This is a genomic window from Pseudomonas sp. GW821-FHT01E05, assembly GCF_059422425.1.
Window position 1 is genome coordinate 195,512 of record NZ_JBWKWW010000003.1, and the last position, 25,607, is coordinate 221,118.

Annotated in this window: 25 protein-coding genes and 1 pseudogene; 16 read left to right on the forward strand and 10 right to left on the reverse strand. The window is 59.8% G+C overall.

Features of this window, described 5'->3' with window-relative positions; all coding sequences use genetic code 11:
- Positions 1-21: 21 nt before the first annotated feature.
- Positions 22-711 carry an alpha/beta family hydrolase gene (locus tag AC07W5_RS07465; protein ID WP_495023112.1) on the reverse strand — a complete coding sequence of 230 codons (690 nt, stop codon included), beginning with the start codon at positions 709-711 and terminating at the stop codon, positions 22-24.
- A gap of 100 nt (positions 712-811) precedes the next feature.
- Between AC07W5_RS07465 and ccoN (AC07W5_RS07470) the strand changes: the two genes are divergently transcribed.
- The 16 genes from ccoN (AC07W5_RS07470) (at position 812) to AC07W5_RS07545 (ending at position 16,888) form a co-directional block, all read left to right on the forward strand.
- Positions 812-2,236, forward strand: a complete 1,425-nt coding sequence (ccoN, locus tag AC07W5_RS07470; protein ID WP_495023113.1) for a cytochrome-c oxidase, cbb3-type subunit I — start codon at positions 812-814, stop codon at positions 2,234-2,236.
- Between the two features lie 10 nt (positions 2,237-2,246).
- Positions 2,247-2,855 (forward strand): cytochrome-c oxidase, cbb3-type subunit II, encoded by a 609-nt coding sequence (gene ccoO / locus AC07W5_RS07475; RefSeq protein WP_494992324.1) that lies wholly within the window; start codon positions 2,247-2,249, stop codon positions 2,853-2,855.
- A 3-nt stretch (positions 2,856-2,858) separates the two neighbouring features.
- Positions 2,859-3,089: a cbb3-type cytochrome oxidase subunit 3 gene (locus tag AC07W5_RS07480; protein ID WP_494992325.1), complete on the forward strand. Its 231-nt coding sequence runs from the start codon at positions 2,859-2,861 to the stop codon at positions 3,087-3,089.
- Positions 3,086-4,036 carry a cytochrome-c oxidase, cbb3-type subunit III gene (gene ccoP, locus AC07W5_RS07485; RefSeq protein WP_495010579.1) on the forward strand — a complete coding sequence of 317 codons (951 nt, stop codon included), beginning with the start codon at positions 3,086-3,088 and terminating at the stop codon, positions 4,034-4,036. Before AC07W5_RS07480 ends, ccoP (AC07W5_RS07485) begins: the two co-directional genes overlap by 4 nt.
- 484 nt (positions 4,037-4,520) lie before the next feature.
- Positions 4,521-5,963 (forward strand): cytochrome-c oxidase, cbb3-type subunit I, encoded by a 1,443-nt coding sequence (gene ccoN / locus AC07W5_RS07490; protein ID WP_494992327.1) that lies wholly within the window; start codon positions 4,521-4,523, stop codon positions 5,961-5,963.
- Positions 5,963-6,571 carry a cytochrome-c oxidase, cbb3-type subunit II gene (gene ccoO, locus AC07W5_RS07495; RefSeq protein WP_494992328.1) on the forward strand — a complete coding sequence of 203 codons (609 nt, stop codon included), beginning with the start codon at positions 5,963-5,965 and terminating at the stop codon, positions 6,569-6,571. Before ccoN (AC07W5_RS07490) ends, ccoO (AC07W5_RS07495) begins: the two co-directional genes overlap by 1 nt.
- Positions 6,572-6,576: 5 nt before the next feature.
- Positions 6,577-6,762 (forward strand): CcoQ/FixQ family Cbb3-type cytochrome c oxidase assembly chaperone, encoded by a 186-nt coding sequence (locus tag AC07W5_RS07500; RefSeq protein ID WP_003175465.1) that lies wholly within the window; start codon positions 6,577-6,579, stop codon positions 6,760-6,762.
- Entirely contained in the window at positions 6,759-7,736 is a 978-nt protein-coding gene (ccoP, locus tag AC07W5_RS07505; protein WP_495010580.1) for a cytochrome-c oxidase, cbb3-type subunit III, read from the forward strand. The genes AC07W5_RS07500 and ccoP (AC07W5_RS07505) overlap by 4 nt, the downstream gene beginning before the upstream one ends.
- A gap of 541 nt (positions 7,737-8,277) precedes the next feature.
- Positions 8,278-9,693, forward strand: coding sequence for a cytochrome c oxidase accessory protein CcoG (ccoG, locus tag AC07W5_RS07510; protein WP_495010581.1), 1,416 nt, complete (start codon positions 8,278-8,280; stop codon positions 9,691-9,693).
- 11 nt (positions 9,694-9,704) lie between these two features.
- Positions 9,705-10,244, forward strand: a complete 540-nt coding sequence (locus AC07W5_RS07515; protein WP_495023114.1) for a FixH family protein — start codon at positions 9,705-9,707, stop codon at positions 10,242-10,244.
- Between the two features lie 135 nt (positions 10,245-10,379).
- Complete coding sequence (locus AC07W5_RS07520; RefSeq protein ID WP_495023115.1) at positions 10,380-12,830, forward strand: heavy metal translocating P-type ATPase; 2,451 nt, start codon at positions 10,380-10,382, stop codon at positions 12,828-12,830.
- Positions 12,831-12,852: 22 nt separating this feature from the next.
- Positions 12,853-13,086, forward strand: coding sequence for a cbb3-type cytochrome oxidase assembly protein CcoS (ccoS, locus tag AC07W5_RS07525; protein WP_494992333.1), 234 nt, complete (start codon positions 12,853-12,855; stop codon positions 13,084-13,086).
- On the forward strand, positions 13,079-13,762 hold the full coding sequence (locus tag AC07W5_RS07530; protein ID WP_494992334.1) for a sulfite exporter TauE/SafE family protein: 684 nt from the start codon (positions 13,079-13,081) through the stop codon (positions 13,760-13,762). The genes ccoS and AC07W5_RS07530 overlap by 8 nt, the downstream gene beginning before the upstream one ends.
- Positions 13,763-13,996: 234 nt before the next feature.
- Entirely contained in the window at positions 13,997-15,379 is a 1,383-nt protein-coding gene (gene hemN / locus AC07W5_RS07535) for an oxygen-independent coproporphyrinogen III oxidase (RefSeq protein WP_495023116.1), read from the forward strand.
- 138 nt (positions 15,380-15,517) lie between these two features.
- Positions 15,518-16,252, forward strand: a complete 735-nt coding sequence (gene fnr, locus AC07W5_RS07540; RefSeq protein WP_494992336.1) for a fumarate/nitrate reduction transcriptional regulator Fnr — start codon at positions 15,518-15,520, stop codon at positions 16,250-16,252.
- 87 nt (positions 16,253-16,339) lie between these two features.
- Positions 16,340-16,888 (forward strand): adenine phosphoribosyltransferase, encoded by a 549-nt coding sequence (locus AC07W5_RS07545; RefSeq protein ID WP_494992337.1) that lies wholly within the window; start codon positions 16,340-16,342, stop codon positions 16,886-16,888.
- Positions 16,889-17,050: 162 nt separating this feature from the next.
- On the opposite strand, the gene recR is transcribed toward AC07W5_RS07545, so the two are convergent.
- From recR to AC07W5_RS07590, 9 genes and pseudogenes are all read right to left on the reverse strand, one after another.
- Positions 17,051-17,653 (reverse strand): recombination mediator RecR, encoded by a 603-nt coding sequence (gene recR, locus AC07W5_RS07550; protein ID WP_494992338.1) that lies wholly within the window; start codon positions 17,651-17,653, stop codon positions 17,051-17,053.
- A 91-nt stretch (positions 17,654-17,744) separates the two neighbouring features.
- Entirely contained in the window at positions 17,745-19,178 is a 1,434-nt protein-coding gene (locus tag AC07W5_RS07555) for a sigma-54-dependent transcriptional regulator (protein ID WP_494992339.1), read from the reverse strand.
- Positions 19,153-20,604 (reverse strand): ATP-binding protein, encoded by a 1,452-nt coding sequence (locus AC07W5_RS07560; protein WP_494992340.1) that lies wholly within the window; start codon positions 20,602-20,604, stop codon positions 19,153-19,155. Before AC07W5_RS07560 ends, AC07W5_RS07555 begins: the two co-directional genes overlap by 26 nt.
- Positions 20,605-20,706: 102 nt before the next feature.
- Positions 20,707-21,762, reverse strand: coding sequence for an SCO family protein (locus AC07W5_RS07565; protein WP_495023229.1), 1,056 nt, complete (start codon positions 21,760-21,762; stop codon positions 20,707-20,709).
- A gap of 70 nt (positions 21,763-21,832) precedes the next feature.
- Positions 21,833-22,204: pseudogene (locus tag AC07W5_RS07570) on the reverse strand (multicopper oxidase domain-containing protein); the annotation flags it as partial.
- A 287-nt stretch (positions 22,205-22,491) separates the two neighbouring features.
- The gene (locus tag AC07W5_RS07575; RefSeq protein ID WP_495023117.1) at positions 22,492-23,961 is read right to left on the reverse strand and encodes a sensor histidine kinase; all 1,470 of its coding nucleotides are present in this window, start codon (positions 23,959-23,961) and stop codon (positions 22,492-22,494) included.
- A gap of 214 nt (positions 23,962-24,175) precedes the next feature.
- Positions 24,176-24,781, reverse strand: a complete 606-nt coding sequence (locus AC07W5_RS07580) for a type II secretion system protein (RefSeq protein ID WP_495010587.1) — start codon at positions 24,779-24,781, stop codon at positions 24,176-24,178.
- Positions 24,756-25,130 (reverse strand): type II secretion system protein, encoded by a 375-nt coding sequence (locus AC07W5_RS07585; RefSeq protein WP_494992343.1) that lies wholly within the window; start codon positions 25,128-25,130, stop codon positions 24,756-24,758. Before AC07W5_RS07585 ends, AC07W5_RS07580 begins: the two co-directional genes overlap by 26 nt.
- A gap of 4 nt (positions 25,131-25,134) precedes the next feature.
- The gene (locus AC07W5_RS07590; RefSeq protein WP_494992344.1) at positions 25,135-25,605 is read right to left on the reverse strand and encodes a type II secretion system protein; all 471 of its coding nucleotides are present in this window, start codon (positions 25,603-25,605) and stop codon (positions 25,135-25,137) included.
- Positions 25,606-25,607: the final 2 nt, after the last annotated feature.

A 25,607-nucleotide genomic window follows, 5' to 3' on the forward strand; every position in this document is an offset into this window, starting at 1 on the left:
GCGGAGGGTGGGAATGATCACTTAACGGAGAAATTCGGCGACCTTTTTGGCAGCAGACTCCAAATGGTGCTCATGGGTAAAGCCCGAGGCCTTCAACGGCTTAAGGTCATGATCCCCCGCCACCAGCCACATCACCTCGATGCTCGGCGACAATACGTAACCCTCCACCGCCTGCCGATTACCCAATGCATCCCGCTCACCCTGAACGATCAAGGTCGGGGTTCTCAATTCGGCCAGATGCTCGACTCGAGGTTTTTCCGGTTTACCCACCGCATAAAACGGATACCCCAGACACACCAGCGCATCCGCCTGCAATTCATCCGCCAGCAAACTGGCCATGCGCCCGCCCATGGACTTGCCGCCGATGACCAAACGCCCAGCGACATGGCGTCGCACTTGGGTATACACCTCGCGCCAGCATTCCAGCAGTTTTGGCGCTGGATTAGGCGGGCGTCTACCGCCGTCCAGGCGTCGTTGGGCCATGTAGGGAAACTCAAAGCGCAGCACGTTGATCCCGCGCCCGGCAAGGCGTGCGGCCATGTCACTCATGAAGCTGCTGTCCATCGGCGCACCGGCACCGTGGGCCAGGATCAGCGTCAGCGGCTCAGCCGTCGCAGCGGATAGTTGCGCGGCATTCCACAGCCAGCCGTGATCCCGCAGGCACTTGCCCCATTGATCCCCGTCAATACTGGCCTTGTGCTCTTTGTCCATGCTTGCCTCGCTTTTAGTCTGCCTATAACTCCAGAAGAAGTGAGCGCGCCGTTGCCGTGCGCAGGCGCTTTCACTTCAGCTGAACCGTGGATGGGGAACCATGAACACTTCTATCAGTACCGCCTATAACTACAAGGTGGTCCGCCAATTCGCCATTATGACGGTGGTGTGGGGCATCGTCGGCATGGGACTCGGGGTTTTTCTCGCTGCCCAATTGGTCTGGCCCGAACTCAACTTCAACCTGCCGTGGACCAGTTTCGGTCGCCTGCGCCCCTTGCACACCAATGCGGTGATTTTCGCCTTCGGTGGCTGCGCGCTGTTTGCCAGCTCCTTCTATTCAGTACAACGCACCTGCCAAACGCAGCTGTTTGCACCGAAAGTCGCCGCATTCACCTTCTGGGGCTGGCAACTGGTGATCCTGCTGGCGGCCATCAGCCTGCCATTGGGTTACACCAGCTCCAAAGAGTACGCCGAGCTGGAATGGCCGATCGACATCCTGATCACCATCGTCTGGGTCGCCTACGCCTATGTGTTCTTCGGCACGCTGATCAAGCGCAAGACCAGGCACATCTATGTCGGGAACTGGTTTTTCGGTGCGTTCATCATCACCGTGGCGATTCTGCATATCGTCAACAATATGGAAATTCCGGTCAGCCTGACCAAGTCCTACTCGCTCTACGGCGGGGCGACCGATGCCATGGTTCAGTGGTGGTACGGCCACAACGCCGTGGGCTTCTTCCTCACCGCGGGCTTTCTCGGGATGATGTATTACTTCGTGCCCAAGCAGGCCGAGCGTCCGGTCTACTCCTATCGTTTGTCGATCGTGCACTTCTGGGCACTGATCACCCTGTACATCTGGGCCGGCCCGCACCACCTGCACTACACCGCACTGCCGGACTGGGCACAGTCACTGGGCATGGTGATGTCGTTGATTCTGCTGGCGCCCAGCTGGGGCGGGATGATCAACGGCATGATGACCCTGTCGGGCGCCTGGCATAAGTTGCGCAGCGACCCGGTCCTGCGCTTCCTGGTGGTCTCCCTGGCGTTCTACGGCATGTCGACTTTCGAAGGGCCGATGATGGCGATCAAGACCGTCAACGCCCTCTCCCACTACACCGACTGGACCATCGGTCACGTTCACGCTGGCGCTCTGGGCTGGGTAGCGATGATCTCGATCGGCGCGCTGTACCACATGATCCCGAAAATCTTCGGCCGCCCGGCCATGCACAGCATCGGCCTGATCAACGCGCACTTCTGGCTCGCAACCATTGGCACCGTGCTCTACATCGCCTCGATGTGGGTCAACGGCATCGCCCAGGGCCTGATGTGGCGCGCAGTCAATGAAGACGGCACGCTGACCTACTCCTTCGTCGAAACCCTGGTAGCCAGCCATCCAGGCTTCGTCGTGCGGTTGGTGGGGGGCGCGATCTTCTTCAGCGGCATGTTGCTGATGGCCTACAACACTTGGCGCACCGTGCGCGCTGCCGAGCCTGCCGAAGTCGCCACCGCGGCGCAGATGGCCTGAGGAGTCCGCCATGAAACACGAAACAATCGAGAAAAACGTCGGCCTGTTGCTGCTGTTGATGGTTCTGGCCGTCAGCATCGGTGGTCTGACCCAGATCGTCCCGCTGTTCTTTCAGGACGTGACCAACAAACCGGTCGAGGGCATGAAGCCCTATACCGCCTTGCAACTGGAAGGTCGCGACATTTATATCCGCGAAGGCTGCGTCGGTTGCCACTCGCAGATGATTCGTCCGTTCCGCGCCGAAACCGAGCGCTACGGCCACTACTCGGTGGCCGGGGAAAGCGTGTGGGATCACCCGTTCCTCTGGGGCTCCAAACGCACGGGGCCAGACCTGGCCCGGGTCGGCGGTCGCTACTCCGAAGACTGGCACCGCGCGCACTTGTACAACCCGCGCAACGTGGTGCCGGAATCGAAGATGCCCGCCTACCCATGGCTGGTGGCCAATCCGCTCGACAGCAGCCACACCGAAACCAAGCTGCGGGTGATGCGCACCCTTGGCGTCCCGTACACCGACGCCGACATTGCCGGCGCCACCGAGACACTCAAGGGCAAGACCGAAATGGACGCACTGGTCGCTTACCTGCAAGTGCTTGGCACTGCGATCAAGAGCAAGAGGTGAGCCATGGGTTTTGAACTCGATAGTGGAATGATCCGCGGCCTCGGCACGCTGGTGGTGATGATCGCCTTCATCGGCCTGTCGCTCTGGGTCTTCAACGCCAGGCGCAATCCTGAGTTCGCTCAGGCGCGCCTGCTGCCGTTTGCCGACGAACCGATGCCCGGTGTGCAAACGCCCGGCCTTCAACCTGATGACGCTCAATTCGAAGAGCACGCGACAAGGAGCATTCGGCCATGACCACCTTCTGGAGTACGTACATCTGCGTACTGACCATTGGCAGCCTGATTGGTCTGACCTGGCTATTGATCGGTACGCGCAAGGGCGAAACCAAAGGCAGTGTCGACCAGACCATGGGCCACAGCTTCGACGGCATCGAGGAGTACGACAACCCGTTACCGCAATGGTGGTTCATGCTCTTCGCCGGCACCCTGGTGTTTGCCGTGGGCTATTTGGTCCTCTACCCCGGCCTGGGCAACTGGAAAGGCGTGCTGCCGGGCTATGAAAACGGCTGGACCGGCGTACACGAATGGGAAAAGGAAATGGACAAGGCCAACGCCAGGTTCGGTCCGATCTTCGCTAAATTCGCCGCTATGCCCCTGGAAGACGTCGCCAAAGATCCGCAAGCATTGAAGATGGGAGGTCGCCTGTTTGCCTCCAACTGCGCGGTTTGCCACGGCTCGGATGCCAAGGGCGCGTTCGGCTTCCCCAACCTCGCCGACAACATCTGGCGCTGGGGCGGCAGCGCCGACACGATCAAAACCACCATCATGGGCGGTCGCATGGCGGCCATGCCGGCCTGGGGTGAAATCCTCGGTGAAACGGGAGTCAAGAACGTGGCGGCCTATGTCCGTCATGAGCTGGCAGGGCTGCCATTGCCTGCCGACAGCGGCGCCGATCTGCAAGCCGGACAGCAAGTATTCAGCACCACCTGTGTAGCCTGTCATGGGGCAAACGGCCAGGGCACTGAAGCCATGGGAGCGCCGAATCTGACGCAACCGGCCGGATTTATCTACGGTACAAGCCTGGCGCAACTGCAACAGACCATTCGTCATGGCCGCCAGGGCCATATGCCGGCGCAGAACGAACTGCTCGGCAACGACAAGGTGCAACTGCTGGCCGCGTATGTTTTCAGCCTGTCGCGCAGTACTGATGAACAGGGGCGTACTGAAAGCAAAAGCGAATAACCGGTGACTGCTTCGCTGCCGCATCCGCTCAGGATGCGGTAGTTCCCTGCCTCTACGCGACCAAGTGTCGCACCCCCCAAATGGTCCGCCTTTCCACTCTCAGGATTCGGGTCTAAGCTTGCCCGTCAGTGGACTGGCACATGTCGGTCACAGGCCAGCTGTAACCGATGGGTTCGACGATTCTGCTCGATGACAGGCCGCAAAGGCTGGTTTATACCGGCTGTCGTGCAAATTACCGCCTGTCACCTGATCTTCTCGTTTCAACACACCTCGTTACAACTAACCTGCACCCCTCGCCTTTTTCATCCACTGCGACATTTTTTCCAAGGGCATTTTTGTCCTTACGCGGCGCATGGAAAGGCCGCAGAATCAGCGTCGGGAAGCATTGACCCAGGTCATGGCGCGTTGCAATGACACCCTGCTTTCTCCATACTTGCGACCGATTTTTACTCCTAATAAAACACCCAAACCGTGGAACCTTAGAATGAGCACAGCAATCAGTCCGACTGCTTATAACTATAAGGTAGTCCGCCAGTTCGCCATCATGACGGTGGTCTGGGGGATCCTTGGCATGGGGCTCGGTGTCTTCATCGCCTCACAGCTCGTATGGCCAGAACTTAACTTTGGCCTGCCGTGGACGACTTTCGGACGCCTACGCCCGTTGCACACCAACCTGGTGATTTTCGCCTTCGGTGGTTGTGCACTGTTTGCCACTTCTTATTACGTCGTGCAGCGAACCTGCCAAACGCGACTGATTTCCGACAGCATGGCCGCCTTCCACTTCTGGGGATGGCAGGCGGTAATCGTCGGCGCGATCGTTACCTTGCCGCTGGGTTACACCACCACCAAGGAATACGCGGAACTGGAATGGCCTCTGGCTATCCTGCTGGCTATCGTCTGGGTCACCTACGCTGTGGTGTTCTTCGGAACCATCGTCAAGCGCAAGACCAAGCACATCTATGTCGGTAACTGGTTCTACGGTGCCTTCATTGTCGTGACGGCCATGCTGCACATCGTCAACCACGCCTCCCTGCCGGTCAGCCTCTTCAAGTCCTACTCGGCCTATGCCGGTGCGACTGACGCGATGATCCAGTGGTGGTACGGCCACAACGCCGTGGGCTTCTTCCTGACCACGGGCTTTCTGGGGATGATGTACTACTTCGTACCCAAGCAGGCCGAGCGTCCGATTTACTCCTATCGCCTGTCGATCGTGCACTTCTGGGCACTGATCACCCTGTACATCTGGGCCGGTCCGCACCACTTGCACTACACCGCTCTGCCGGATTGGGCACAGTCCCTGGGCATGGCGATGTCGATCATCCTGCTGGCGCCAAGCTGGGGCGGCATGATCAACGGCATGATGACCCTGTCGGGCGCCTGGCATAAGCTGCGTACCGACCCGATCCTGCGTTTCCTGGTTGTCTCCCTGGCGTTCTACGGCATGTCGACCTTCGAAGGCCCGATGATGGCCATCAAGACCGTCAACTCGCTGTCCCACTACACTGACTGGACCATCGGCCACGTACACGCCGGTGCTTTGGGCTGGGTTGCGATGATCTCGATCGGCGCCATCTACCACATGATTCCGAAACTGTTCGGTCGTGCACAGATGCACAGCGTCGGCCTGATCAACACCCACTTCTGGCTCGCGACCATCGGTACCGTGCTCTACATCGCTTCGATGTGGGTCAACGGCATCACCCAGGGTCTGATGTGGCGTGCAATCAACGATGACGGCACCCTCACCTACTCCTTCGTCGAAGCGCTACAAGCCAGCCACCCTGGTTACATCGTTCGTGCCCTGGGCGGTGCGTTCTTTGCCAGCGGCATGCTGTTCATGGCGTACAACGTGTTCCGTACCGTACGCGCCTCGAACCCGGCTGAAGCTGAAGCCGCCGCTCAGATCGCTGTAGTTGGAGCTCACTGATGAATCATGATGTAGTCGAGAAGAATATCGGCCTGCTGGCCTTCTTCATGGTCATCGCCGTCAGCATCGGCGGCCTGACCCAAATCGTTCCGTTGTTTTTCCAGGACGTCACCAACAAACCGGTCGAAGGCATGAAGCCGCGTCCGGCGCTGGAACTTGAAGGCCGTGACATTTTCATCGCCAACGGTTGTGTCGGCTGCCACTCGCAGATGATCCGCCCCTTCCGCGCTGAAACCGAACGCTATGGCCACTACTCGGTTGCCGGTGAAAGCGTCTGGGATCACCCGTTCCTGTGGGGTTCCAAGCGTACCGGTCCGGACCTGGCCCGGGTCGGCGGTCGTTACTCCGATGACTGGCAGCGTGCGCACTTGTACAACCCGCGCAACGTAGTGCCTGAGTCGAAAATGCCGGCTTACCCGTTCCTCGTGGAAAACAAGCTCGACGGCAAAGACACCGCGAAAAAAATGGAAGTCTTGCGCACGCTCGGCGTCCCTTACACCGACGAAGACATCGCCGGCGCCAAGGATGCGGTGAAGGGCAAAACCGAAATGGACGCGCTGGTGGCCTATCTGCAAGGCCTGGGCACCATCATCAAAAGCAAACGGTGATTTAGATGGATATCGGGATGATTCGTGGCCTGGGCACCGTTGTCGTGATGGTGGCCTTTATCGGTCTGGCGCTGTGGGTGTTCAGCCCCAAACGCAAGTCGGAGTTTGAAGACGCGACCTTGCTGCCTTTCGCGGATGATCCCGAAGCCATCAAGCACGTCGAGCAAGCTTCTAGGAGTAACAAAGAATGACTACGTTCTGGAGTCTGTACGTCACAGTCCTCAGTCTGGGTACCATCTTCGCCCTGACCTGGCTGCTGCTGTCCACCCGTAAGGGCCAGCGCAGCGAAGCCACCGAAGAGACTGTTGGCCACTCCTTCGACGGGATCGAGGAGTACGACAACCCGCTGCCGAAATGGTGGTTCATGCTGTTCGTCGGTACCATCATTTTCGCCCTGGGCTACCTGGCGCTGTACCCGGGCCTGGGTAACTGGAAAGGCCTGTTGCCAGGCTACAGCTACCTCGACAACGACAAGCAGACCGCATTCGCCAATGGTCAGTCCGGCTGGACTGGCGTGCACGAATGGGAAAAGGAAATGGCCAGATCGGACGCCAGGTTCGGTCCGATCTTCGCCAGGTACGCTGCCATGCCGATCGAAGAAGTCGCTAAAGACCCACAAGCCTTGAAGATGGGTGGCCGCCTGTTCGCCTCCAACTGCTCGGTCTGCCACGGCTCCGACGCCAAGGGTGCTTATGGCTTCCCTAACCTGACCGACGAAGACTGGCGTTGGGGCGGCGAGCCACAAACCATCAAGACCACCATCATGGGTGGCCGCCACGCGATGATGCCAGCATGGGGCGAAGTGATTGGCGAGCAAGGCGTCAGCGACGTTGCTGCTTACGTGCTGACCAACCTCGATGGCCGCAAACTGCCAGAAGGTACCAAGGCTGATCCGGTCGCTGGCCAGAAGCTCTTCGCCACCAACTGCGTGGCTTGCCATGGTCCGGAAGGTAAAGGCACCCCAGCGATGGGCGCACCTAACCTGACTCACCCGGCGGCGTTCATCTACGGCTCGAGCTTCGCTCAACTGCAGCAGACCATCCGCTACGGCCGTCAGGGCCAGATGCCTGCCCAGGAGCAACTGCAAGGTAACGACAAGGTTCACCTGCTGGCCGCTTACGTTTACAGCCTGTCCCACGGTGACAAGGCGGCTGACGCCAAGTAAGTCAAACGCTTGATCGCAACAACAAGCGGCCCCGCCAGTGAAGATTGGCGGGGCCGTTTTGTTTGGGGGCCGATGGTGGCACTCGTTGGCGATCAGAACTTGCAAGGCTGCGTTCAGCCCGTAGCAGCTGCCGAGCCCGCGAGGCTGCGTTCGGCTGCGCAGCAGCCGTAGAGTCCCCCCCTCAATCAACCTGACGCACCGCGGTACCTGGCTTTACGACTGCTGCGCAGTCGAACGTAGCCTCGCACCACTCGTCAACTGCTACGGGCAGAATGCAGCCTCGCGGGCTCGGCAGCTGCTACGAAGGATCGAGGCCTCCAGACAGGCCAAAGCGACGCAACGCGTACGCTAACTTTCGGCCATAATTCATAAGTCAATTGATTCAAGTCACTACACCATCAATTGGTTTTACCCAACGCGACCAAGGGTCGCACCCTTGATCTAGAGCTACAGGCGTATCATTGCGCCACTGCAACACACTTTCTGACCGCGGTCGGCATGTACTGACCGAGGCATTTTTCCACTGCCGTGGGATGCAACGATGAGCAACCAGATTCCGGTACACGACGTTACCCCGCCTGCCAAAAACCCGAATAACAGCGTCGATCTCTATGCCTCTCGGGAAAAAATCTACACGCGCGCCTTCACCGGCTTGTTCCGCAATCTGCGGATGGCGGGCGGTGCCGCACTGTTTGTGCTGTATTTCGGTACGGTCTGGCTGAACTGGGGCGCTCATCAGGCCGTCTGGTGGAACCTGCCGGAGCGCAAATTCTTCATCTTCGGCGCGACCTTCTGGCCTCAGGATTTCATTCTGCTCTCTGGCCTGCTGATTATCAGCGCCTTTGGCCTGTTCTTCATCACGGTATATGCCGGGCGCGTCTGGTGCGGTTATACCTGCCCGCAAAGCGTCTGGACCTGGATCTTCATGTGGTGCGAAAAGGTCACCGAAGGCGACCGCAACCAGCGCATCAAGCTCGACAAGGCGCCGATGAGCGCCAACAAGTTCCTGCGCAAGTTCAGCAAACACAGCCTCTGGCTACTGATCGGCTTTGTCACCGGCATGACCTTTGTCGGTTACTTCTCGCCGATTCGTGAATTGACCATCGACTTCTTCACCGGCCAGGCCGATGGCTGGTCGTATTTCTGGGTCGGTTTCTTTACCCTCGCCACTTACGGCAACGCCGGCTGGCTGCGCGAGCAGGTGTGCATCTACATGTGCCCGTATGCGCGCTTCCAGAGCGTGATGTTCGACAAGGACACGCTGATCGTTTCCTACGATCCGCGTCTCGGTGAAGGTCGCGGCCCGCGCAAGAAAGACGCCGACTACAAGGCAATGGGGCTGGGCACCTGCATCGACTGCACCATGTGCGTTCAGGTCTGCCCGACCGGCATCGATATTCGCGACGGCCTGCAGATCGAATGCATTGGCTGCGCCGCGTGTATCGACGCCTGCGACACCATCATGGACAAGATGAACTACCCTCGCGGGCTGATCAGCTACACCACCGAACACAACCTTTCCGGGCAAAAAACCCATAAACTGCGCCCGCGCCTGATCGGCTATGCACTGGTATTGCTGACGATGATCGGCCTGCTGGTGACGGCGTTCTTCATGCGTTCGCTGGTCGGTTTCGACGTCAGCAAGGACCGCGTGCTCTATCGCGAGAACGCCGAGGGGCGGATCGAAAACGTCTACAGCCTGAAAATCATGAACAAGGACCAGCGCGACCACACTTACCTGCTTGAAGCCTCTGGCCTGCCGGATCTCAAGCTGCAAGGCAAGCGTGAGATCAAGGTCAGCGCCGGCGAGATTTTCAGCATGCCGGTCGAGTTATCGAGCGCGCCGGAACAACTGCCGTCGAGTACCAACGAGGTGAAATTCACTCTCAAGGATGCCGATGACGCGGATGTCCATGTTGAAGCCAAGAGCCGATTCATCGGCCCACAAATTCGTTGAGAGAAGTCACCATGCCCGCAGCAACTGCCACAAGCCCTTGGTACAAGCACCTTTGGCCGTGGATCATCATCGGTATTCTGGCCTGTTCGGTCACCCTGACCCTGTCCATGGTGACCATCGCGGTGAACAACCCGGACAACCTGGTCAACGACAACTATTACGAGGCCGGTAAAGGCATCAACCGCTCGCTGGACCGTGAGCTGCTGGCTCAGGCCCTGCTGCTGCGCGCCAGTGTGCATCTGGATGAGGTGACCGGCGAAGTCGACCTGCGCCTGAGCGGCAACAGCCAGCCAAAAAACCTGGAGCTGAACCTGATCTCGCCAACCCAGCCAGAGAAGGATCGCAGGATCACCCTGACTCGCAGCGAAACCGAACAGGGCCGCTATATCGGCCAGTTGAGCGACAAGGTCGAAGGCCGGCGCTTCGTCGAACTGCTCGGTGTGCAGGACGACAAGACCTGGCGCATGTTCGAGGAAGAACAAGTCAACCACGACAAAGACCTGCTGCTCGGTGATGAACCGCTGCAGGGTGCCGAAGACCTGAAGAAGTAAGCCTTACCCTGATCGTTCCCATGCTCTGCGTGGGAACGCAGCCAGGGACGCTCCGCGTCCCAGCCGAAGCGGACGCGGAGCGTCCGGGGAGGCATTCCCACGCAGAGCGTGGGAACGATCATCGGACAACGCCCCATGACCACGCCAACCCCCTGCTATCACTGCGCCCTGCCGGTTCCTGCCGGCAGCCGGTTTACCGCAGTCGTTCTCGGCGAAACCCGCGAGCTTTGCTGTCCTGGCTGTCAGGCTGTGGCCGAGGCGATTGTCGCCGGTGGTCTGGAAGGCTATTACAGCCACCGCAGTGAGGCCTCAGCCAACCCCGAAGCCTTGCCGGTGCAATTGGTGGACGAGCTGGCGCTGTACGATCGCGCCGATGTGCAGGAACCTTTTGTCCGCCACGAAGGTGACCTCGCCGAAACCACCCTGTTGATGGAAGGCATCAGTTGCGCCGCTTGCGGCTGGCTGATCGAGAAACACTTGCGCAGCCTGCCGGCGGTGGCCGAAGCGCGGCTGAACCTGTCCAACCATCGGCTGCACGTGCGCTGGGCCGATAGCCAGTTGCCGCTGAGCAAGGTGCTCGGAGAACTGCGGCACATCGGTTATGCCGCGCATCCGTATCAGGCCGACCGTGCTGCCGAACAACTGGCCAGTGAAAACCGCCTGGCCTTGCGACAGTTGGGCGTCGCCGGCCTGCTGTGGTTTCAGGCAATGATGGCGACCATGGCCACCTGGCCGGAATTCAATATCGACCTGAGCCCCGAGCTGCACACCATCTTGCGTTGGGTCGCGCTGTTCCTCACCACCCCGATCGTTTTCTACAGCTGCGTGCCCTTCTTCAAAGGCGCCATACGCGACTTGCGTACCCGTCACCTGACAATGGACGTCTCGGTATCGCTGGCGATTGGCAGCGCGTACATCGCCGGTATCTGGACCTCGATCAGCGGAGCGGGCGAGTTGTATTTCGATGCGGTCGGGATGTTTGCACTGTTCCTGCTGGCCGGTCGTTATCTGGAGCGCCGCGCCCGAGAGCGCACGGCCGCCGCCACCGCGCAGCTGGTCAATTTACTCCCCGCCTCTTGCCTGCGCATGAGCGATGACGGTCAGAGCGAGCGCATCCTGCTCAGCGAATTGCGCCTGGGTGACCGGGTGCTGGTGCATCCCGGGGCCATTCTGCCGGCCGACGGCAGGATCCTCGACGGCCAGTCGAGCATCGATGAGTCGCTGCTGACCGGCGAGTACTTGCCACAGCCGCGCACCGTGAGCGACGCGGTTACTGCCGGCACCCTGAACGTCGAAGGCGCGTTGACCGTCGAAGTGCTGGCCTTGGGTCAAGACACACGCTTGTCAGCCATTGTCCGCCTGCTGGAGCGTGCCCAGGCCGAAAAACCCCGACTGGCGGAAATCGCCGACCGCGCCGCGCAATGGTTCCTGCTGCTTTCACTGATGGCAGCCGCCGCCATTGGCCTGCTGTGGTGGGAGCTGGATTCATCCCGGGCATTCTGGATCGTCCTGGCGATGCTGGTCGCCACTTGCCCTTGCGCCTTGTCCCTGGCCACGCCGACCGCCCTGACCGCCGCCACTGGCACGTTGCACAAACTCGGCCTGCTGCTGACTCGCGGTCATGTGCTGGAAGGCCTGAACCAGATCGACACGGTCATTTTCGACAAGACCGGCACCCTCACCGAAGGTCGTCTGGCGCTGCGTTCGATCCGAACACTGGGCGCATTGAACAGTGACCAGTGCCTGGGCCTTGCCGCTGCTCTGGAAAACCGCTCAGAACATCCGATCGCCCGCGCCTTTGGCCGCGCGCCCCTGGCCGCCGAAGAAGTCCTCAGCACGCCGGGGCTGGGCCTTGAAGGCCTGGTAGGTGAGCAGCGACTGCGGATCGGCCAACCGGTGTTTGTTTGTGAGCTCAGCGGCTGCTCGATACCGGCGATGCCCGATGAGCCAGGCCAATGGCTGCTGCTCGGCGATAGCCAGGGCGCATTGGCCTGGTTCGTCCTTGACGACCGCTTGCGGGCCGACGCTCCCACCCTGCTCGCCGCCTGCAAGGCCCGTGGCTGGCGCACGTTGCTGCTGTCCGGCGACAGCTCACCGATGGTCGCCAGCGTCGCCTTTGAGCTGGGCATCGACGAGGCCCGTGGCGGTCTGCGTCCCGATGACAAGCTGCAAGTGCTGCAACAGCTGCATAAAGAAGGTCGCAAGGTGTTGATGCTTGGCGACGGGGTGAACGACGTACCGGTGCTGGCCGCCGCGAATATCAGCGTGGCCATGGGTTCGGCCACCGATCTGGCGAAAACCAGCGCCGATGCGGTGCTGCTCTCCAATCGCCTAGACGCGCTGGTGCAAGCGTTCAGCCTGGCTCGACGCACGCGCCGGGTAATCATCGAGAACCTGCTGTGGGCCGGGCTGTACAATGGCCTCATGTTGCCGTTCGCCGCCCTCGGCTGGATCACGCCGGTCTGGGCGGCGATCGGCATGTCGCTCAGTTCGTTGACCGTGGTGTTGAATGCGCTGCGTCTGACTCGCATGCCGAGAACGCCAGCCGCCAACACCACCCCAGCAACCCGCCCGCTGCCGGCCTGAGCCGCGCGGGCATGGAGTTCACATGCCAGCTCTCTACGTGATGATCCCGGCCGCGCTGCTGATCGTGGCCATCGCTATCTACATCTTCTTCTGGGCGGTCGACAGCGGTCAGTACGACGACCTCGACGGCCCGGCCCACAGCATTCTGTTCGACGACCAGGACCCGAACCATCAGGCCGCCGTCGACGAAGCCAGTGGCCACCCGCCTGCCGCCACTGCGTCCCAATCAAAAGACAAGGCCCCACCCCATGCTTGAGCTGGCTCCGCTTCTGATTTCCGCAGTGATCCTCGGCTTGCTGGGTGGCGGTCATTGTCTGGGGATGTGTGGCGGCCTGATGGGCGCGCTGACCCTGGCAATTCCCAAGGAGCAACGCAGCCGACGCTTTCGCCTGCTGCTGGCGTACAACCTGGGACGAATTCTCAGCTATGCAACGGCCGGCCTGCTGATCGGACTTGCGGGTTGGGCAGTCGCCAGCAGCCCGGCGGCGATGCTCATGCGAGTTCTTGCCGGACTGCTGCTGATCGCCATGGGCCTGTACCTGGCTGGCTGGTGGAGCGGCCTGACCCGTATCGAAAGCCTCGGACGCGGCCTCTGGAAGCATATCCAGCCGATTGCCAACCGCTTGCTGCCGGTGTCGAGCCTGCCCCGTGCCTTGTTGCTGGGCGCGCTTTGGGGCTGGCTGCCATGCGGTTTGGTCTACAGCACGCTGCTCTGGTCCGCCAGCCAGGGCAATGCCCTGGACAGCGCGCTGCTGATGCTCGCCTTCGGACTCGGTACCTGGCCGGTGCTGCTTGCCACTGGCCTGGCCGCCGAGCGGGTTACGGCACTCTTGCGCAAAAAAAGTGTGCGCATGAGCGGCGGATTGTTGGTGATGCTGTTTGGCATCTGGACGCTGCCGGGGCCGCATCAGCATTGGCTCATGGGGCATTAAATCGGCGGCGCGCCCATCGCGAGCAAGCTCGCTCCTACAGTTGATCTCCGGTGTACACAAATTTTGTGCACGACATCGAGCAAATGTAGGAGCGAGCTTGCTCGCGATGGCGTCATCCCTGGCGAACACAATCTCAGCGCAGAGGCCCAACCACCGTTGATGCAAATCAACATGCCGCTCCTGTGAACCCCCTAGACTCGCGAACACTGCCAGCCTATCCGGGGGAATGCCCGCATGCTCGACGCCATTCGTTGGGACACAGATCTGATCCGCCGCTATGACCTGGCGGGACCGCGCTACACCTCGTACCCGACTGCGGTGCAATTCAACAGTCAGGTCGGCACCTTCGACCTGCTCCACGCCCTGCGCGAAAGCCGCAAGGCACTGCGACCGTTGTCGCTGTATGTGCATGTGCCGTTCTGCGCGAACATTTGCTACTACTGCGCCTGTAACAAGGTCATCACCAAGGACCGTGGTCGTGCCTTGCCCTATTTGCAGCGCCTGGAGCAAGAGATCCAGCTGATTGCCTGCCACCTCGACCCGAACCAGAAGGTCGAGCAACTGCACTTTGGCGGCGGCACTCCGACCTTTCTCAGCCATGACGAGCTGCGCCAACTGATGGCCCGGTTACGCAAGCACTTCAATCTGCTGGACGATGACTCCGGCGACTACGGCATCGAAATCGATCCTCGGGAAGCCGACTGGTCGACCATGGGCCTGCTCCGCGAACTGGGTTTGAACCGCGTCAGCATCGGCGTGCAGGACCTCGACCCGGCGGTCCAGCGGGCAGTCAATCGCCTGCAAAGCCTGGAAGAAACCCGTGCGGTGATCGACGCCGCCCGTACCTTGCAGTTTCGTTCGATCAACATCGACCTGATCTACGGCCTGCCCAAGCAAACACCGGACAACTTCGCCCGCACCGTGGACGAAGTCATCAACCTGCAACCGGACCGGCTCTCAGTGTTCAACTACGCGCATTTGCCTGAGCGCTTCATGCCGCAACGGCGGATCAACGGCAACGACCTTCCGGCCCCCGCCGAAAAGCTGGAAATGCTACAACGCACGATCGAGCAGCTGACCGCGGCGGGTTACCGATACATCGGCATGGATCACTTCGCCCTGCCTGACGACGAGCTGGCCATTGCTCAGGAAGAGTCGACCTTGCAACGCAACTTCCAGGGCTATACCACCCATGGTCATTGCGATTTGATCGGCCTCGGCGTATCGGCCATCAGCCAGATCGGTGACCTGTACTGCCAGAACAGCAGCGATCTGAACCACTACCAGAACGCCTTGGGCGGCACGCAACTGGCCACCAGCCGCGGTCTGATATGCAATCGGGACGATCGCCTGCGTCGGGAAGTGATTCAGCAATTGATTTGTCATTTCAGCCTGGAATTCGCGGTGATCGAACAGGCCTTCAATATCGATTTTCGCGGTTACTTCGCCGATCTCTGGCCGCAGTTACAAGCCATGGCCGGGGATGGCCTGGTCGAACTCGACAATGAGCGGATCAGCGTGTTGCCAGCCGGGCGGCTGCTGGTACGTTCGGTGTGCATGGTCTTTGATGCGTACCTGGAACAGCAGAATCGCCAACGCTTCTCACGAGTGATTTAGGACTTCATCTCCCAGGTGGCCATCAACCGATCACCCGATGCCCTATGACAATATGCCATCATGGCGCAGGCTGGCCTCAACGTCCCCCCGTGGGTTACCCTTACGTCTTATGTGTGCTTTCTCACAAGGATTTAAGAAATGTCCGAGCCAGTTAAGCTGCGCGCTCACAACCAGGCCCATTGCAAGGATTGCAGCCTGGCCCCCCTCTGCCTGCCACTTTCTCTGAATCTGGAAGACATGGATGCGCTGGACGAAATCGTCAAACGTGGTCGCCCGCTGAAAAAAGGCGAATTCCTTTTTCGCCAGGGCGATGAGTTCGATTCCGTCTATGCAGTACGCTCCGGGGCCTTGAAAACCTTCAGCCTGAGCGACAGCGGCGAGGAGCAGATTACCGGCTTCCACCTGCCCAGCGAACTGGTCGGCCTGTCGGGCATGGACACCGAAAAACACCCGGTGTCGGCACAAGTGCTGGAAACCACTTCGGTCTGTGAAATCCCCTTCGAACGCCTCGACGAACTGGCACTGCTACTGCCGCAACTGCGCCGCCAGTTGATGCGCGTGATGAGCCGCGAGATTCGTGACGACCAGCAAATGATGCTGCTGCTCTCGAAAAAAACCGCCGACGAGCGCATCGCCACTTTCCTGGTCAACCTGTCGGCGCGTTTCCGCGCTCGCGGGTTCTCGGCCAATCAGTTCCGTCTGAGCATGTCGCGCAACGAAATCGGTAACTACCTGGGTCTGGCGGTGGAAACCGTGTCCCGGGTGTTCACCCGTTTCCAGCAGAACGAGCTGATCGCTGCCGAAGGCAAGGAAGTGCACATTCTCGATCCGATCCAGCTCTGCGCCCTGGCCGGTGGCTCGCTGGAAGGCTGATCCAGCCACCTTGCGGCCGAGCGAACAGGCTCGGCCGGGTTTATACTGTCGAGCTGCCCTTCTCCAGCCCGCCAGGACACTTCGACGATGGTCTTCGACTCCTTCGACATCAAATCCCTGATCCGCCCGGTGATCGACTTCCCCAAGCCTGGGGTGATCTTTCGCGACATCACGCCACTGTTCCAGTCGCCAAAAGCCTTGCGTCTGGTGGCGGACAGCTTTGCCCATCGTTATGTCGAAGCCGACTTCACGCACATCGGCGCGATGGATGCCCGTGGTTTCCTGATCGGCTCGATCCTCGCTTATCAGTTGAACAAACCGCTGATTCTGTTCCGTAAGCAAGGCAAATTGCCCGCCGAAGTACTTAGCGAGGGCTATCAGACTGAATACGGCGAAGCCTTCCTTGAAGTCCACGCCGACAGCCTGTGTGAAGGCGACTCGGTGCTGATGTGCGATGATTTGATCGCCACCGGCGGCACCCTGATTGCCGCAGCCAACCTGGTTCGCCGCATGGGCGCACGGATCTTCGAAGCCGCAGCGATTATCGATCTGCCTGAACTGGGCGGCTCTCAGCGCCTGGAAGACATGGGCATACCGACCTTCTGCCTGACGCAGTTTGCGTTGGCCGATAAGTAAGGCGTCGTCTGTACTGACGCCATCGCGAGCAAGCTCGCTCCTACTGGATCACCTGCGGACACATATTTTGTGTACACCAGTGATTGAATGTAGGAGCGAGAGGGCGGCGATCCGACTTGCCCGCGATGGCGATGGGTCTGACACCATCACCTTGACCAATGACTACAATGCGATCGGCTTACGCCCGGCAAACGAATGCGCCAGAGTGCCGCCATCCACCAGCTCCAGTTCGCCACCCAACGGCACGCCATGGGCGATGCGCGAGGTGATCAGGCCTTTGTTGGTCAGCAACTGCGCGATGTAATGGGCCGTGGCTTCGCCTTCAACCGTCGGGTTGGTGGCGAGAATGATTTCGGTGAAGCTGCCCTGCTCTTCGATCCGCGCCATCAATTGCGGAATGCCGATGGCCTCTGGGCCGAGCCCGTCAAGCGGCGACAAATGGCCCTTGAGCACAAAGTAGCGTCCGCGAAAACCGGTCTGCTCTACCGCATACACGTCCATCGGCCCTTCGACCACACACAATATCGTGTCATCGCGGCGCGGATCGGCGCATTGCGGGCAAAGATCATCTTCAGTGAGCGTGCGGCACAAACGACAATGCCCGACTCCTTCCATGGCCTGGCTCAAGGCCTGAGCCAGCCGCGAACCACCGCTGCGATCACGCTCAAGCAGTTGCAGCGCCATACGCTGGGCAGTTTTCTGACCCACTCCCGGCAAAATGCGCAGAGCATCGATCAGTTGGCGAATCAGGGGGCTGAAGCTCATGGGCAAAGGTCCGACAAAACAACGAGACGCGGTTTATACTCGCGCCTCAGTTCACCGTCAAATACACACGGCGTCCGTTCGCCCGAAGGCGTCACCATTGCCGCTTGTCCGGCCGGGCGAGACCCAGTTTTTCAATCCGGTAGCGTAGCATGTCACGGCTCAAGCCCAGCAAGCGTGCCGACTTGGTGACATTCCAGTCGGTCCTGTCGAGCACTTTCCTGACCATGTCCCGCTCGACTTCCGGCAGGTTCATGGACGTCATGTCTTCACCGTGGTTGTACGCCTCAGATTGAGGTTGAGGCTGTACCGACAGGCTCAGTGGCTCGTCGACCAGGCTCAGGCAGACGTTCAACTGGCTCGGCCCGACCATCTCATGGACAGCCAACAGTACCGTCTGCTCAAGCATGTTGCGCAGTTCACGTACATTGCCGGGCCAGCTGTAACCGCGCAACAGAGCCTCCGCCTGCGGGCTGAAATACAGGTTGGGTTTGCCATAGCGCTTGCCATGATGAGCGAGAAAATGCGTGGCCAGTTTCAACACGTCTTCGCCGCGAGCACTCAGGCGCGGAACCTTGATGGAAATGATGCGTAAACGGAAAAACAAATCCCGGCGAAACTTGCCCTGCTGCACCATCTGTTCGAGGTTGCAGTTGGTCGCGCTGATGATCCGCAAGTCGACCTTGCGCTCCTTGACCGCGCCGATCCGGCGAATGGTGCGGTCTTCCAGCAACTTGAGCAGCTTGGCCTGCAGCAGCAGATCCATTTCACCGATTTCATCGAGAAACAACGTACCGCCATCGGCGGCTTCGACGAGGCCGATCCGACGATCCCTGGCGTCGGTGAATGCACCTTTTTCGTGGCCGAACAATTCGGCTTCCAGAAGGTTGGAGGGAATAGAGGCACAGTTGAACTCGATGAACGGGCCCTTGCTGCGTGGTCCGTCAAAATGCAGCGCGCGGGCCACCAGCTCTTTGCCCGTGCCGGTGTCACCTTCTACCAGCACCGGCGGCAAGTCGCCGCTGGCCATGCGCCGTTCGGCATCGAGCAACTGGCCGATGGTGTTTTTCATCGCCAGCATCACCGGGGAATCGCCGATCAGCGCCTGCACCCCCGACTTCTGCGCCTCGCGTTCCTGATAGAACGTCAGCGTGCGCTCCAGACGGTCAGCGGCCAGCGCCTTGTCCAGCAACAGCTTGAGTTCCGCCAGCGCCACCGGCTTGGTCAGGTAGTGAAAGGCGCCTTCTTTCATCGCCGTCACGGCATCTTCGACATTGCCATAGCCGGTCATCATGATCACTTTCAGGTCCGGCGCGCTGACCCGCAGACGCTGAATCAATTCGTGCCCACTCATGCCGGGCAGCGAGTTATCGGTCAGCACCGCATCCGGCTGACAGGTCTGCAGGCATTCAAGCGCCTCTTCAGCCGAATGGCAGATAGTGACCTCGAAGTCCTTGCGTTCCAGAAACGTCTGAATATTTTCGGCGAGGAGCTGATCATCCTCAACCAACAGAATACTGTGTTCCACGGTCTCCTCCCGTCACCTTGAAAATCAGGCTTATTCGGGTTCCTTCCTGTTCCCGGCTGGTCAGGCTGACCGAGCCATTGAATCGCTCCATGACACGTTTGACCAGCATCAGGCCAACGCCGAGGCCCCCCTGCTTGGTGGTGAAAAACGGTTTGAACGCCATGCGTACTTGCTGCCGGGTCATGCCTTTGCCGGTATCGGTCAAGGTCATTCGCACGTGCCCATCCGCCGCCGGCTCGACCTCGATCATCAGTAATCCCCCGTCCGCCATGGCTTCCAGGGCATTGGCGAACAGACTATTGAGTATCTGGACCAGGTGCATGTGCTGACTGACGACCGAGGGCAGCGGCGGTATCGACAGATGGACCCGGACATTGGCGCTCTTGATTTGCTGGTCGAAGGCCTGCACGACTTCCTCGATGGCCAGTCCCAGGTCGACTGCCTCGCTATCGGAGTTCAACGGTTGCAGCGAGACCAACAACTCGCGTACCCAGCGAGACATGCGATCGACCTGGTTGATGATGTCGGAAATGTTCTTTTGCGCAGGCTGGCTGGAGATTTCCTGGGCCAGTTCGGCACTGGATCGAATGGTCGCCAGCGGATTACGCAGGCTATGGGCGACGGCCGAGGACATTTCACCCAGCGCGACAAAGGTTTCGCTGGTGATCAGTTGTTTCTGTTGCGACTGCAGCATCCGCGCGGCCCGCCGCACGATCCAGAACAGCCCGAAATAGATCAGGCAGCCTCCGAGGATCGTCGCCACCCAGATCAGCTTGAAACCGCGCTGGATACGCAAAACCAGATCCTGAGGTTCCTTGTAGATCTCGACCGTGGCCAGGACCTTGTCACCGGCGGCGTCGAACATTGGAATATAGTGTTCGATAAACAGGTACCTGGGGTGGCGAAGGAACTTCTGCTCCTGACGACTCTCATCGGTCTTATGGTATTCGGATGAAACCTGCACTTTCGATCCGAACGACTCGTCCAGATCCTTGTCGCCCTCGATCCGTACGCCGATCAACGCCGGGTTGGTCGACCAGATGATCGTTCGATCCCGGGCATAGACAGTGGCCATCAGAATGTCCGGCAAGTGTTGGATATGGTCGAGGAACTCCCCCCGAGCCGCGATAATGCGATCGCGATCAAGTTCGGTCCGGGCGCTCAAATCGCGGATATCGAGTAGATTGCCGATGGTCTGGCTTGGCGGAATACCGACGTGTCGGACTTCCGCTGCGCCTATGGTATGGATGAACTGTGCCGTCAGCAGTCCGTCGCGTTGGACACTCTCACTGACCACCAGACGTGTGGAGGTATATCCGAGCCCCACGGCGACGGCGGCGATGATGAACAGGCTGGCCAGGGAGAACCAATACAGAAGGTTGAACGGTCCCTGGGCGAATATTTTATTGTGCTTGAGCACCTGCATAAGGTACGTCCTGGATGCTTGCCTGGAACCTTATCGTCGACACCCCGTCAGCAGTCGAAAATCATTACCTATAACAGGGCTCGCCTTAATAGTAGTCAGCCGCTACTGGATCATAGGCTGGATTCTCGGCTCGTGGCCGGAATGATCCATGTGATCCATGTGATCCATGTGATCCATGTGATCCATGTGATCCATGTGATCCATTTGGTGCACATGCGCCTCGACTGCCTGAACCGTTGGCGGGTGCTGGCGGTCGGTCTCTTCCTGCAAGTACGTCAGCACCGCTGCGGCGGCGGTCTCGTCAAGGCGCAGATTGGGCATGGCCACCCGGCTGTAACGCTCGAACAACTCCAGCGCCAGCGGATCCTTCTCGGCCAGCAGCCGGTCGGGTTCCCTGATCCAGCGACTGAGCCAAAGCGGGTCGCGTTGACGGGTCACGTCCAACAGATCGGGACCTATCGAACGCAGACCAACGCCCTGCCCGTCCAGCACTCCCAGCGTATGGCAGGAAGCGCAGCGGGTGCGAAATAGCTCCTCACCCATGCTCGGCGGGCGAATTTGCGGCGCATCGGCATAGCTGCCCTCTTGGCTTGCGACCTTCCAGTTCTGCAGGCTGTTGCCGAGCTGGTCAGCCAGGATCCACGGATTTTCAAACGGTGAGGCTTTCATCCAGCGGCCGGTGGCCTGGTTGCCGACGATCAGGCTGAGGTTGTGATCCTTGCTGCGGCCGTTGTCGACGCCATCGATAAACAGGCCGAGTTTTTTCCGTAGCTGAGTAATCTCTTCATTGTCGCCGGTCAGGAACAACCAGCCCGGCGCAACCTTGAACTTCTGCGCATAGTTTTTGAGGACTGGCGGTGTATCGGTCTGCGGGTCGATGCTGATGGAGTAGAAAAACACATCGCGCCCTACCCGCTCGCCCAACAACTGTTGAACCTGGCGCAAGCGGGCGGTCTCCAGCGGACACGAGTCGGTGCACGAGGTGAAGATGAAGTTGATCACCACCACCTTGTCCTTGATCAGATCGTCGAAAAAGCGCAGCTGTCGGCCATCCTGATCAGTCAGCAACGTATTGGGGAAATAGTCCGCCCCCCAGGGCGTGGCCGATGGCACGTTATCGGCCAGCGCCAGGCTGCTCAGGGTACAGGTCAGGAGCATCAGGGCTCGCTGCGTCCAGACTGTCCAGCCATGCTGACGATTGAGTTGCATGAAATCGCCTCCTCGGTGGCTAGTTGCTGACCTTGACTTGCGGGCCCCAGCCATCACCGTTGCGGCAGGTCGGCAGCGCAGCGGAATTCACGTACCTGACGCCATCCCGGGACGGCAACGGCGTGGGCATCAACTGGAACTGTCCAGGGTGTTCGATATTCCGGCGCAGTAGCATCGAGTTGTCCTCATGCCGGGTGTTATGACAGTGCTCCATGTAGGTGGCGGCAAACTCGCGGAAGTTGATCACGAACTCGACGTTATCCTTGCCATCGTCTTTGCTGCCGATGCGATAGACGTCCTTGCGCGCCCACTTTTCCCACTCCGACGGGGCCTTGCCACCGCGGCTGAGAATGATCCCTTCCTCGAAGTCCACGTGCACCGGGTGCCTCCATCAATGGGACTGGCATAGAGATCCAGGCACCCCATCAGCATCAACATCACACCCGAAAGGCGCGATTCAGTGGCTCGAAAAAAGCTCGAACACGGTTGCCTGTCCATCCTCGTCACCCTGAAATCGTGCAGGGGATAAATGCAACTGAGCAAATACCTCGCCAGAGTCGTGACAAAATATGCACAGATAAAAAAATCAATACAAAACAAATGATTAGAAATAATCCAGACTAAACAACAGGGGAAAAAACTGGGGAATGGGCCCCATAGGCGGGGAAACACTTACACCTAAGTTGAGCAACCGGTTTCTGCTGCCACCTTGAATCGCAGGCTCACGCAAGTGCCCTGCTGTTCACGACTGTTCAAGGTGACCGAACCGCCGAAGCGCTCCATGATGCGTTTGACCAGCATCAAACCGACCCCCAATCCGCCCTGCTTGGTGGTATAGAACGGCTTGAACACCATGCGTTTCTGTTGCGCACTCATGCCATTGCCCGTATCGGCGAGGGTCAGCAACAGACCCCCGGCGTTTTGCTGGATCCCGATGCTCAGCACCCCGCCCGCGCTCATGGCCTCCAGCGCGTTGGCGATGACGCTGTTGAGTATCTGACTGAGCAATACCTCCTGGCTGAGCACCAAAGGCACCTGCGCGGGTTCGAAGTTCACCTGAACCCCGGCTCGGGCGATCTGTTGTTCGAATGCCTGAAGGCTGTCACGCACGGTGGCCACCAGATCCACCGCGTCGGCCTCTTCATTGAGCGGGCGTAGCGACTGTAGGAGCTCGCGAACCCATTTCGACATGCGGTCTACCTGGTTGACGATGTCGGTGATGTTCTTGTGCGCCGGACCGGTTTCAATGCCTTGTACCAACTCGGCACTCGAGCGAATGGACGCCAATGGATTGCGCAGGCTATGGGCGACCGCCGAGGACATCTCGCCGAGGGCGACGAAGGTTTCATTGGTGATCAGTTGCTTCTGCTGTGCGGCCAGCAAATCCGCGGCGCGGCGCATGAGCCAATGCAGACCGAAATAGATCAGTGCGCCACTCAGCAGCGTCGCCAGCCAGACCAGGATCAGCCCGCGCATCATTTGGATAATCAGATCCTTGGGCTCCTTGTAGACCTCGACCATGACCATGACCTTGTTCTCGTCGACATCGAAGAGCGGAACGTAGTTCTCGATGAAAAACGAATCCGGGACAACCGGAAATTTCCGCTGCGCCCGAGCGTTGTTGCCGTCATGGTAGCTGATGAAAACATTGGCCTTGAGACGAAAGGCCTCCTCGAGATCATCGTCATCGATGATCCGCTGGCCAATCAACTGCGCATTGGTCGACCAGATGATCGTCCGGTCGGGCGCGTAAACGTTGGCCAGCAACACGTCCGGCAAATGCTCGACATGGTCGAAAAACTGCCAACGCGAGTTCATCCGCTTTTGCACGACGATGTCGGGGTAGTCCTTGTCCTGACGCGGATCGAGCAACTCCCCCATGGTCCGCACGTCCGGTATCGAGGTGTACCGCACCTCCGTCGAAGCGATGGCCTGGATGAACTGGGCGGTCAGCAACGCATCACGCTGGACACATTCAACCACCACAAAGCGGGTGGAGAGCCCCCCCAGCACCACTACCACCGAGCCAACGACGACCAGGCTTACCCAGGAAAACCAGCGCAGCAGGATGAAGCGCTGTTGCGCTTCAGCGGGTTGCTCTTTGGTCGCTTCCGGATCGAGCGAGGCAGCGTGCTCGTGTGTCTGCATGATGGATGTCCGGGGGCATTTGCATTGGTTATAGCTCAATGCGCAGCGCTGCGTCGGCTTGGTCCGCCCCCGCTTGTCCCCCAACCCGAGGGGGCAGCCACCCAGTCCCGGCGAGACTGCGCCGCGCTCCTACAGTGCCGCGAAGGCTTGAGTACAAGGGTTTGCGGTTAAACCCGCGCATTTGTATGAAGCTGCCGACTCCCCTTGTCAGGACTCAGGGGCTCTGCGGACTCAATGGACTGGACGGACTCAATGGACTCAATGGACTGGACGGACTTAACGGACTCAGCGGACTCAGCGGACTGGACGAGCCTGTCGCCGCGCCACCCGCGTTGTCGAGGAAGTCTTTTTGCGCGATGAACTGCCAGTCTGAGTAATGGTTCATGCCGTTGAAATCGACCCATTCGGCGGGAAAGCCTGCCTGCTTCAGCGGCTGCTCCTGGGACTGGCTGTAGACACCGGTGATGCGGTTGTCGAAACCACGCAACAAACCCCATTCACCGGTGCTGCCGATCGGGTCCGGATAGAGCCGGCGCAAGTGCCGTTTGGGGGACGGAAAGCGGTGATCTTCGAGCAGTTCTTCCAGTTTTTCAGGGTACTGCGCCAGGCCCGGCGAACTGCGGTAATAACTGAGCAGCGCCTGGGCGTACTGAGTGCCGACCCAGAGCAGTTCACGCTCGTGGTCGCGGCGGGCGACGTTCGACCAGACCTGGCCGGTGCTGGCCAATGCCGCGCCCATCAAGACGATCAAAAACAGCATGCCCAGGTAAGTGAACCCCTGTTGACGTTGCCCACTACCACTGCGAATAGAGGCTGCCATCACGCGCCCTCCCGGTGGCTCCGCTCTTGACGTCGGCGACCCCGCCGGCAACACCGGCCGGTGGTGACACCAGTACCCAGAGATCCTTGCGTTGAGTGATCGGGTCCAGCGGCTGGCTGCGCAAGTAGCGCTGCTCCACCAACTGGTCGATGGAATCGGGATAACGCCCGGTGTCGCCGTAGTAGTGATCCAGCGCCTCGCGCATCACCGCCAGGCTCTGGCGCAACGTGGTTTCCCGGGAGTTTTCCAGGCTGGTGAAGTAGCGCGGCACGGCAATCGTCATCAGCGTGGCGATGATGGCCATGACCACCATCAACTCGATCAGGGTAAAACCTTTGCTCTGGCGCATACGTTCACCACTCTTTGTAGGCGATGTCGTTGAGGCCCTTGCCATGGGCCAGCGAATACACGTCGAATACGTCTTCGCCTTCGTGCGGGCTCTGGGCGGAACTGCCATAGGAGCGCAGTCCCCAGCCGTCCTTGTCGTTGTGCTTCGCCGTGACGAAGGGATCGCGCGGCAGACGTCGCAGGAAATAGAACTTGGCGCCCTTGGCGCTGCGCACGTCACGCACGCCCTCCACCAGCACCTGCAGGCTGGGCGGATAGCCGTTGCTGCTGACGGACTTTTCGATGTACCCGGCATCGGACGCACGCTTGTAGGCATCGATGGCATCGCGAATCTGATACAGCGCGGTCTTCAGTTCCTGCTCCTTGCCCCGCCGCACCACGGTTTCGGTCAGGGGCGCAGCGATACCCGCGAGTAGCCCGATCAGCGCCAGCGTGACCACCACTTCGATCAGCGTGAACCCTTGGCTGCGTTTCATGA

What these genes read in the sequence shown, in the direction of transcription:
- AC07W5_RS07465 (WP_495023112.1), bottom strand. Translation starts at nt 711, where the DNA reads ATGGACAAAGAGCACAAGGCCAGTATTGACGGGGATCAATGGGGCAAG.
- ccoN (WP_495023113.1), top strand. Translation starts at nt 812, where the DNA reads ATGAACACTTCTATCAGTACCGCCTATAACTACAAGGTGGTCCGCCAA.
- ccoO (WP_494992324.1), top strand. Translation starts at nt 2,247, where the DNA reads ATGAAACACGAAACAATCGAGAAAAACGTCGGCCTGTTGCTGCTGTTG.
- AC07W5_RS07480 (WP_494992325.1), top strand. Translation starts at nt 2,859, where the DNA reads ATGGGTTTTGAACTCGATAGTGGAATGATCCGCGGCCTCGGCACGCTG.
- ccoP (WP_495010579.1), top strand. Translation starts at nt 3,086, where the DNA reads ATGACCACCTTCTGGAGTACGTACATCTGCGTACTGACCATTGGCAGC.
- ccoN (WP_494992327.1), top strand. Translation starts at nt 4,521, where the DNA reads ATGAGCACAGCAATCAGTCCGACTGCTTATAACTATAAGGTAGTCCGC.
- ccoO (WP_494992328.1), top strand. Translation starts at nt 5,963, where the DNA reads ATGAATCATGATGTAGTCGAGAAGAATATCGGCCTGCTGGCCTTCTTC.
- AC07W5_RS07500 (WP_003175465.1), top strand. Translation starts at nt 6,577, where the DNA reads ATGGATATCGGGATGATTCGTGGCCTGGGCACCGTTGTCGTGATGGTG.
- ccoP (WP_495010580.1), top strand. Translation starts at nt 6,759, where the DNA reads ATGACTACGTTCTGGAGTCTGTACGTCACAGTCCTCAGTCTGGGTACC.
- ccoG (WP_495010581.1), top strand. Translation starts at nt 8,278, where the DNA reads ATGAGCAACCAGATTCCGGTACACGACGTTACCCCGCCTGCCAAAAAC.
- AC07W5_RS07515 (WP_495023114.1), top strand. Translation starts at nt 9,705, where the DNA reads ATGCCCGCAGCAACTGCCACAAGCCCTTGGTACAAGCACCTTTGGCCG.
- AC07W5_RS07520 (WP_495023115.1), top strand. Translation starts at nt 10,380, where the DNA reads ATGACCACGCCAACCCCCTGCTATCACTGCGCCCTGCCGGTTCCTGCC.
- ccoS (WP_494992333.1), top strand. Translation starts at nt 12,853, where the DNA reads ATGCCAGCTCTCTACGTGATGATCCCGGCCGCGCTGCTGATCGTGGCC.
- AC07W5_RS07530 (WP_494992334.1), top strand. Translation starts at nt 13,079, where the DNA reads ATGCTTGAGCTGGCTCCGCTTCTGATTTCCGCAGTGATCCTCGGCTTG.
- hemN (WP_495023116.1), top strand. Translation starts at nt 13,997, where the DNA reads ATGCTCGACGCCATTCGTTGGGACACAGATCTGATCCGCCGCTATGAC.
- fnr (WP_494992336.1), top strand. Translation starts at nt 15,518, where the DNA reads ATGTCCGAGCCAGTTAAGCTGCGCGCTCACAACCAGGCCCATTGCAAG.
- AC07W5_RS07545 (WP_494992337.1), top strand. Translation starts at nt 16,340, where the DNA reads ATGGTCTTCGACTCCTTCGACATCAAATCCCTGATCCGCCCGGTGATC.
- recR (WP_494992338.1), bottom strand. Translation starts at nt 17,653, where the DNA reads ATGAGCTTCAGCCCCCTGATTCGCCAACTGATCGATGCTCTGCGCATT.
- AC07W5_RS07560 (WP_494992340.1), bottom strand. Translation starts at nt 20,604, where the DNA reads ATGCAGGTGCTCAAGCACAATAAAATATTCGCCCAGGGACCGTTCAAC.
- AC07W5_RS07565 (WP_495023229.1), bottom strand. Translation starts at nt 21,762, where the DNA reads ATGCTCCTGACCTGTACCCTGAGCAGCCTGGCGCTGGCCGATAACGTG.
- AC07W5_RS07575 (WP_495023117.1), bottom strand. Translation starts at nt 23,961, where the DNA reads ATGCAGACACACGAGCACGCTGCCTCGCTCGATCCGGAAGCGACCAAA.
- AC07W5_RS07580 (WP_495010587.1), bottom strand. Translation starts at nt 24,781, where the DNA reads ATGGCAGCCTCTATTCGCAGTGGTAGTGGGCAACGTCAACAGGGGTTC.
- AC07W5_RS07585 (WP_494992343.1), bottom strand. Translation starts at nt 25,130, where the DNA reads ATGCGCCAGAGCAAAGGTTTTACCCTGATCGAGTTGATGGTGGTCATG.
- AC07W5_RS07590 (WP_494992344.1), bottom strand. Translation starts at nt 25,605, where the DNA reads ATGAAACGCAGCCAAGGGTTCACGCTGATCGAAGTGGTGGTCACGCTG.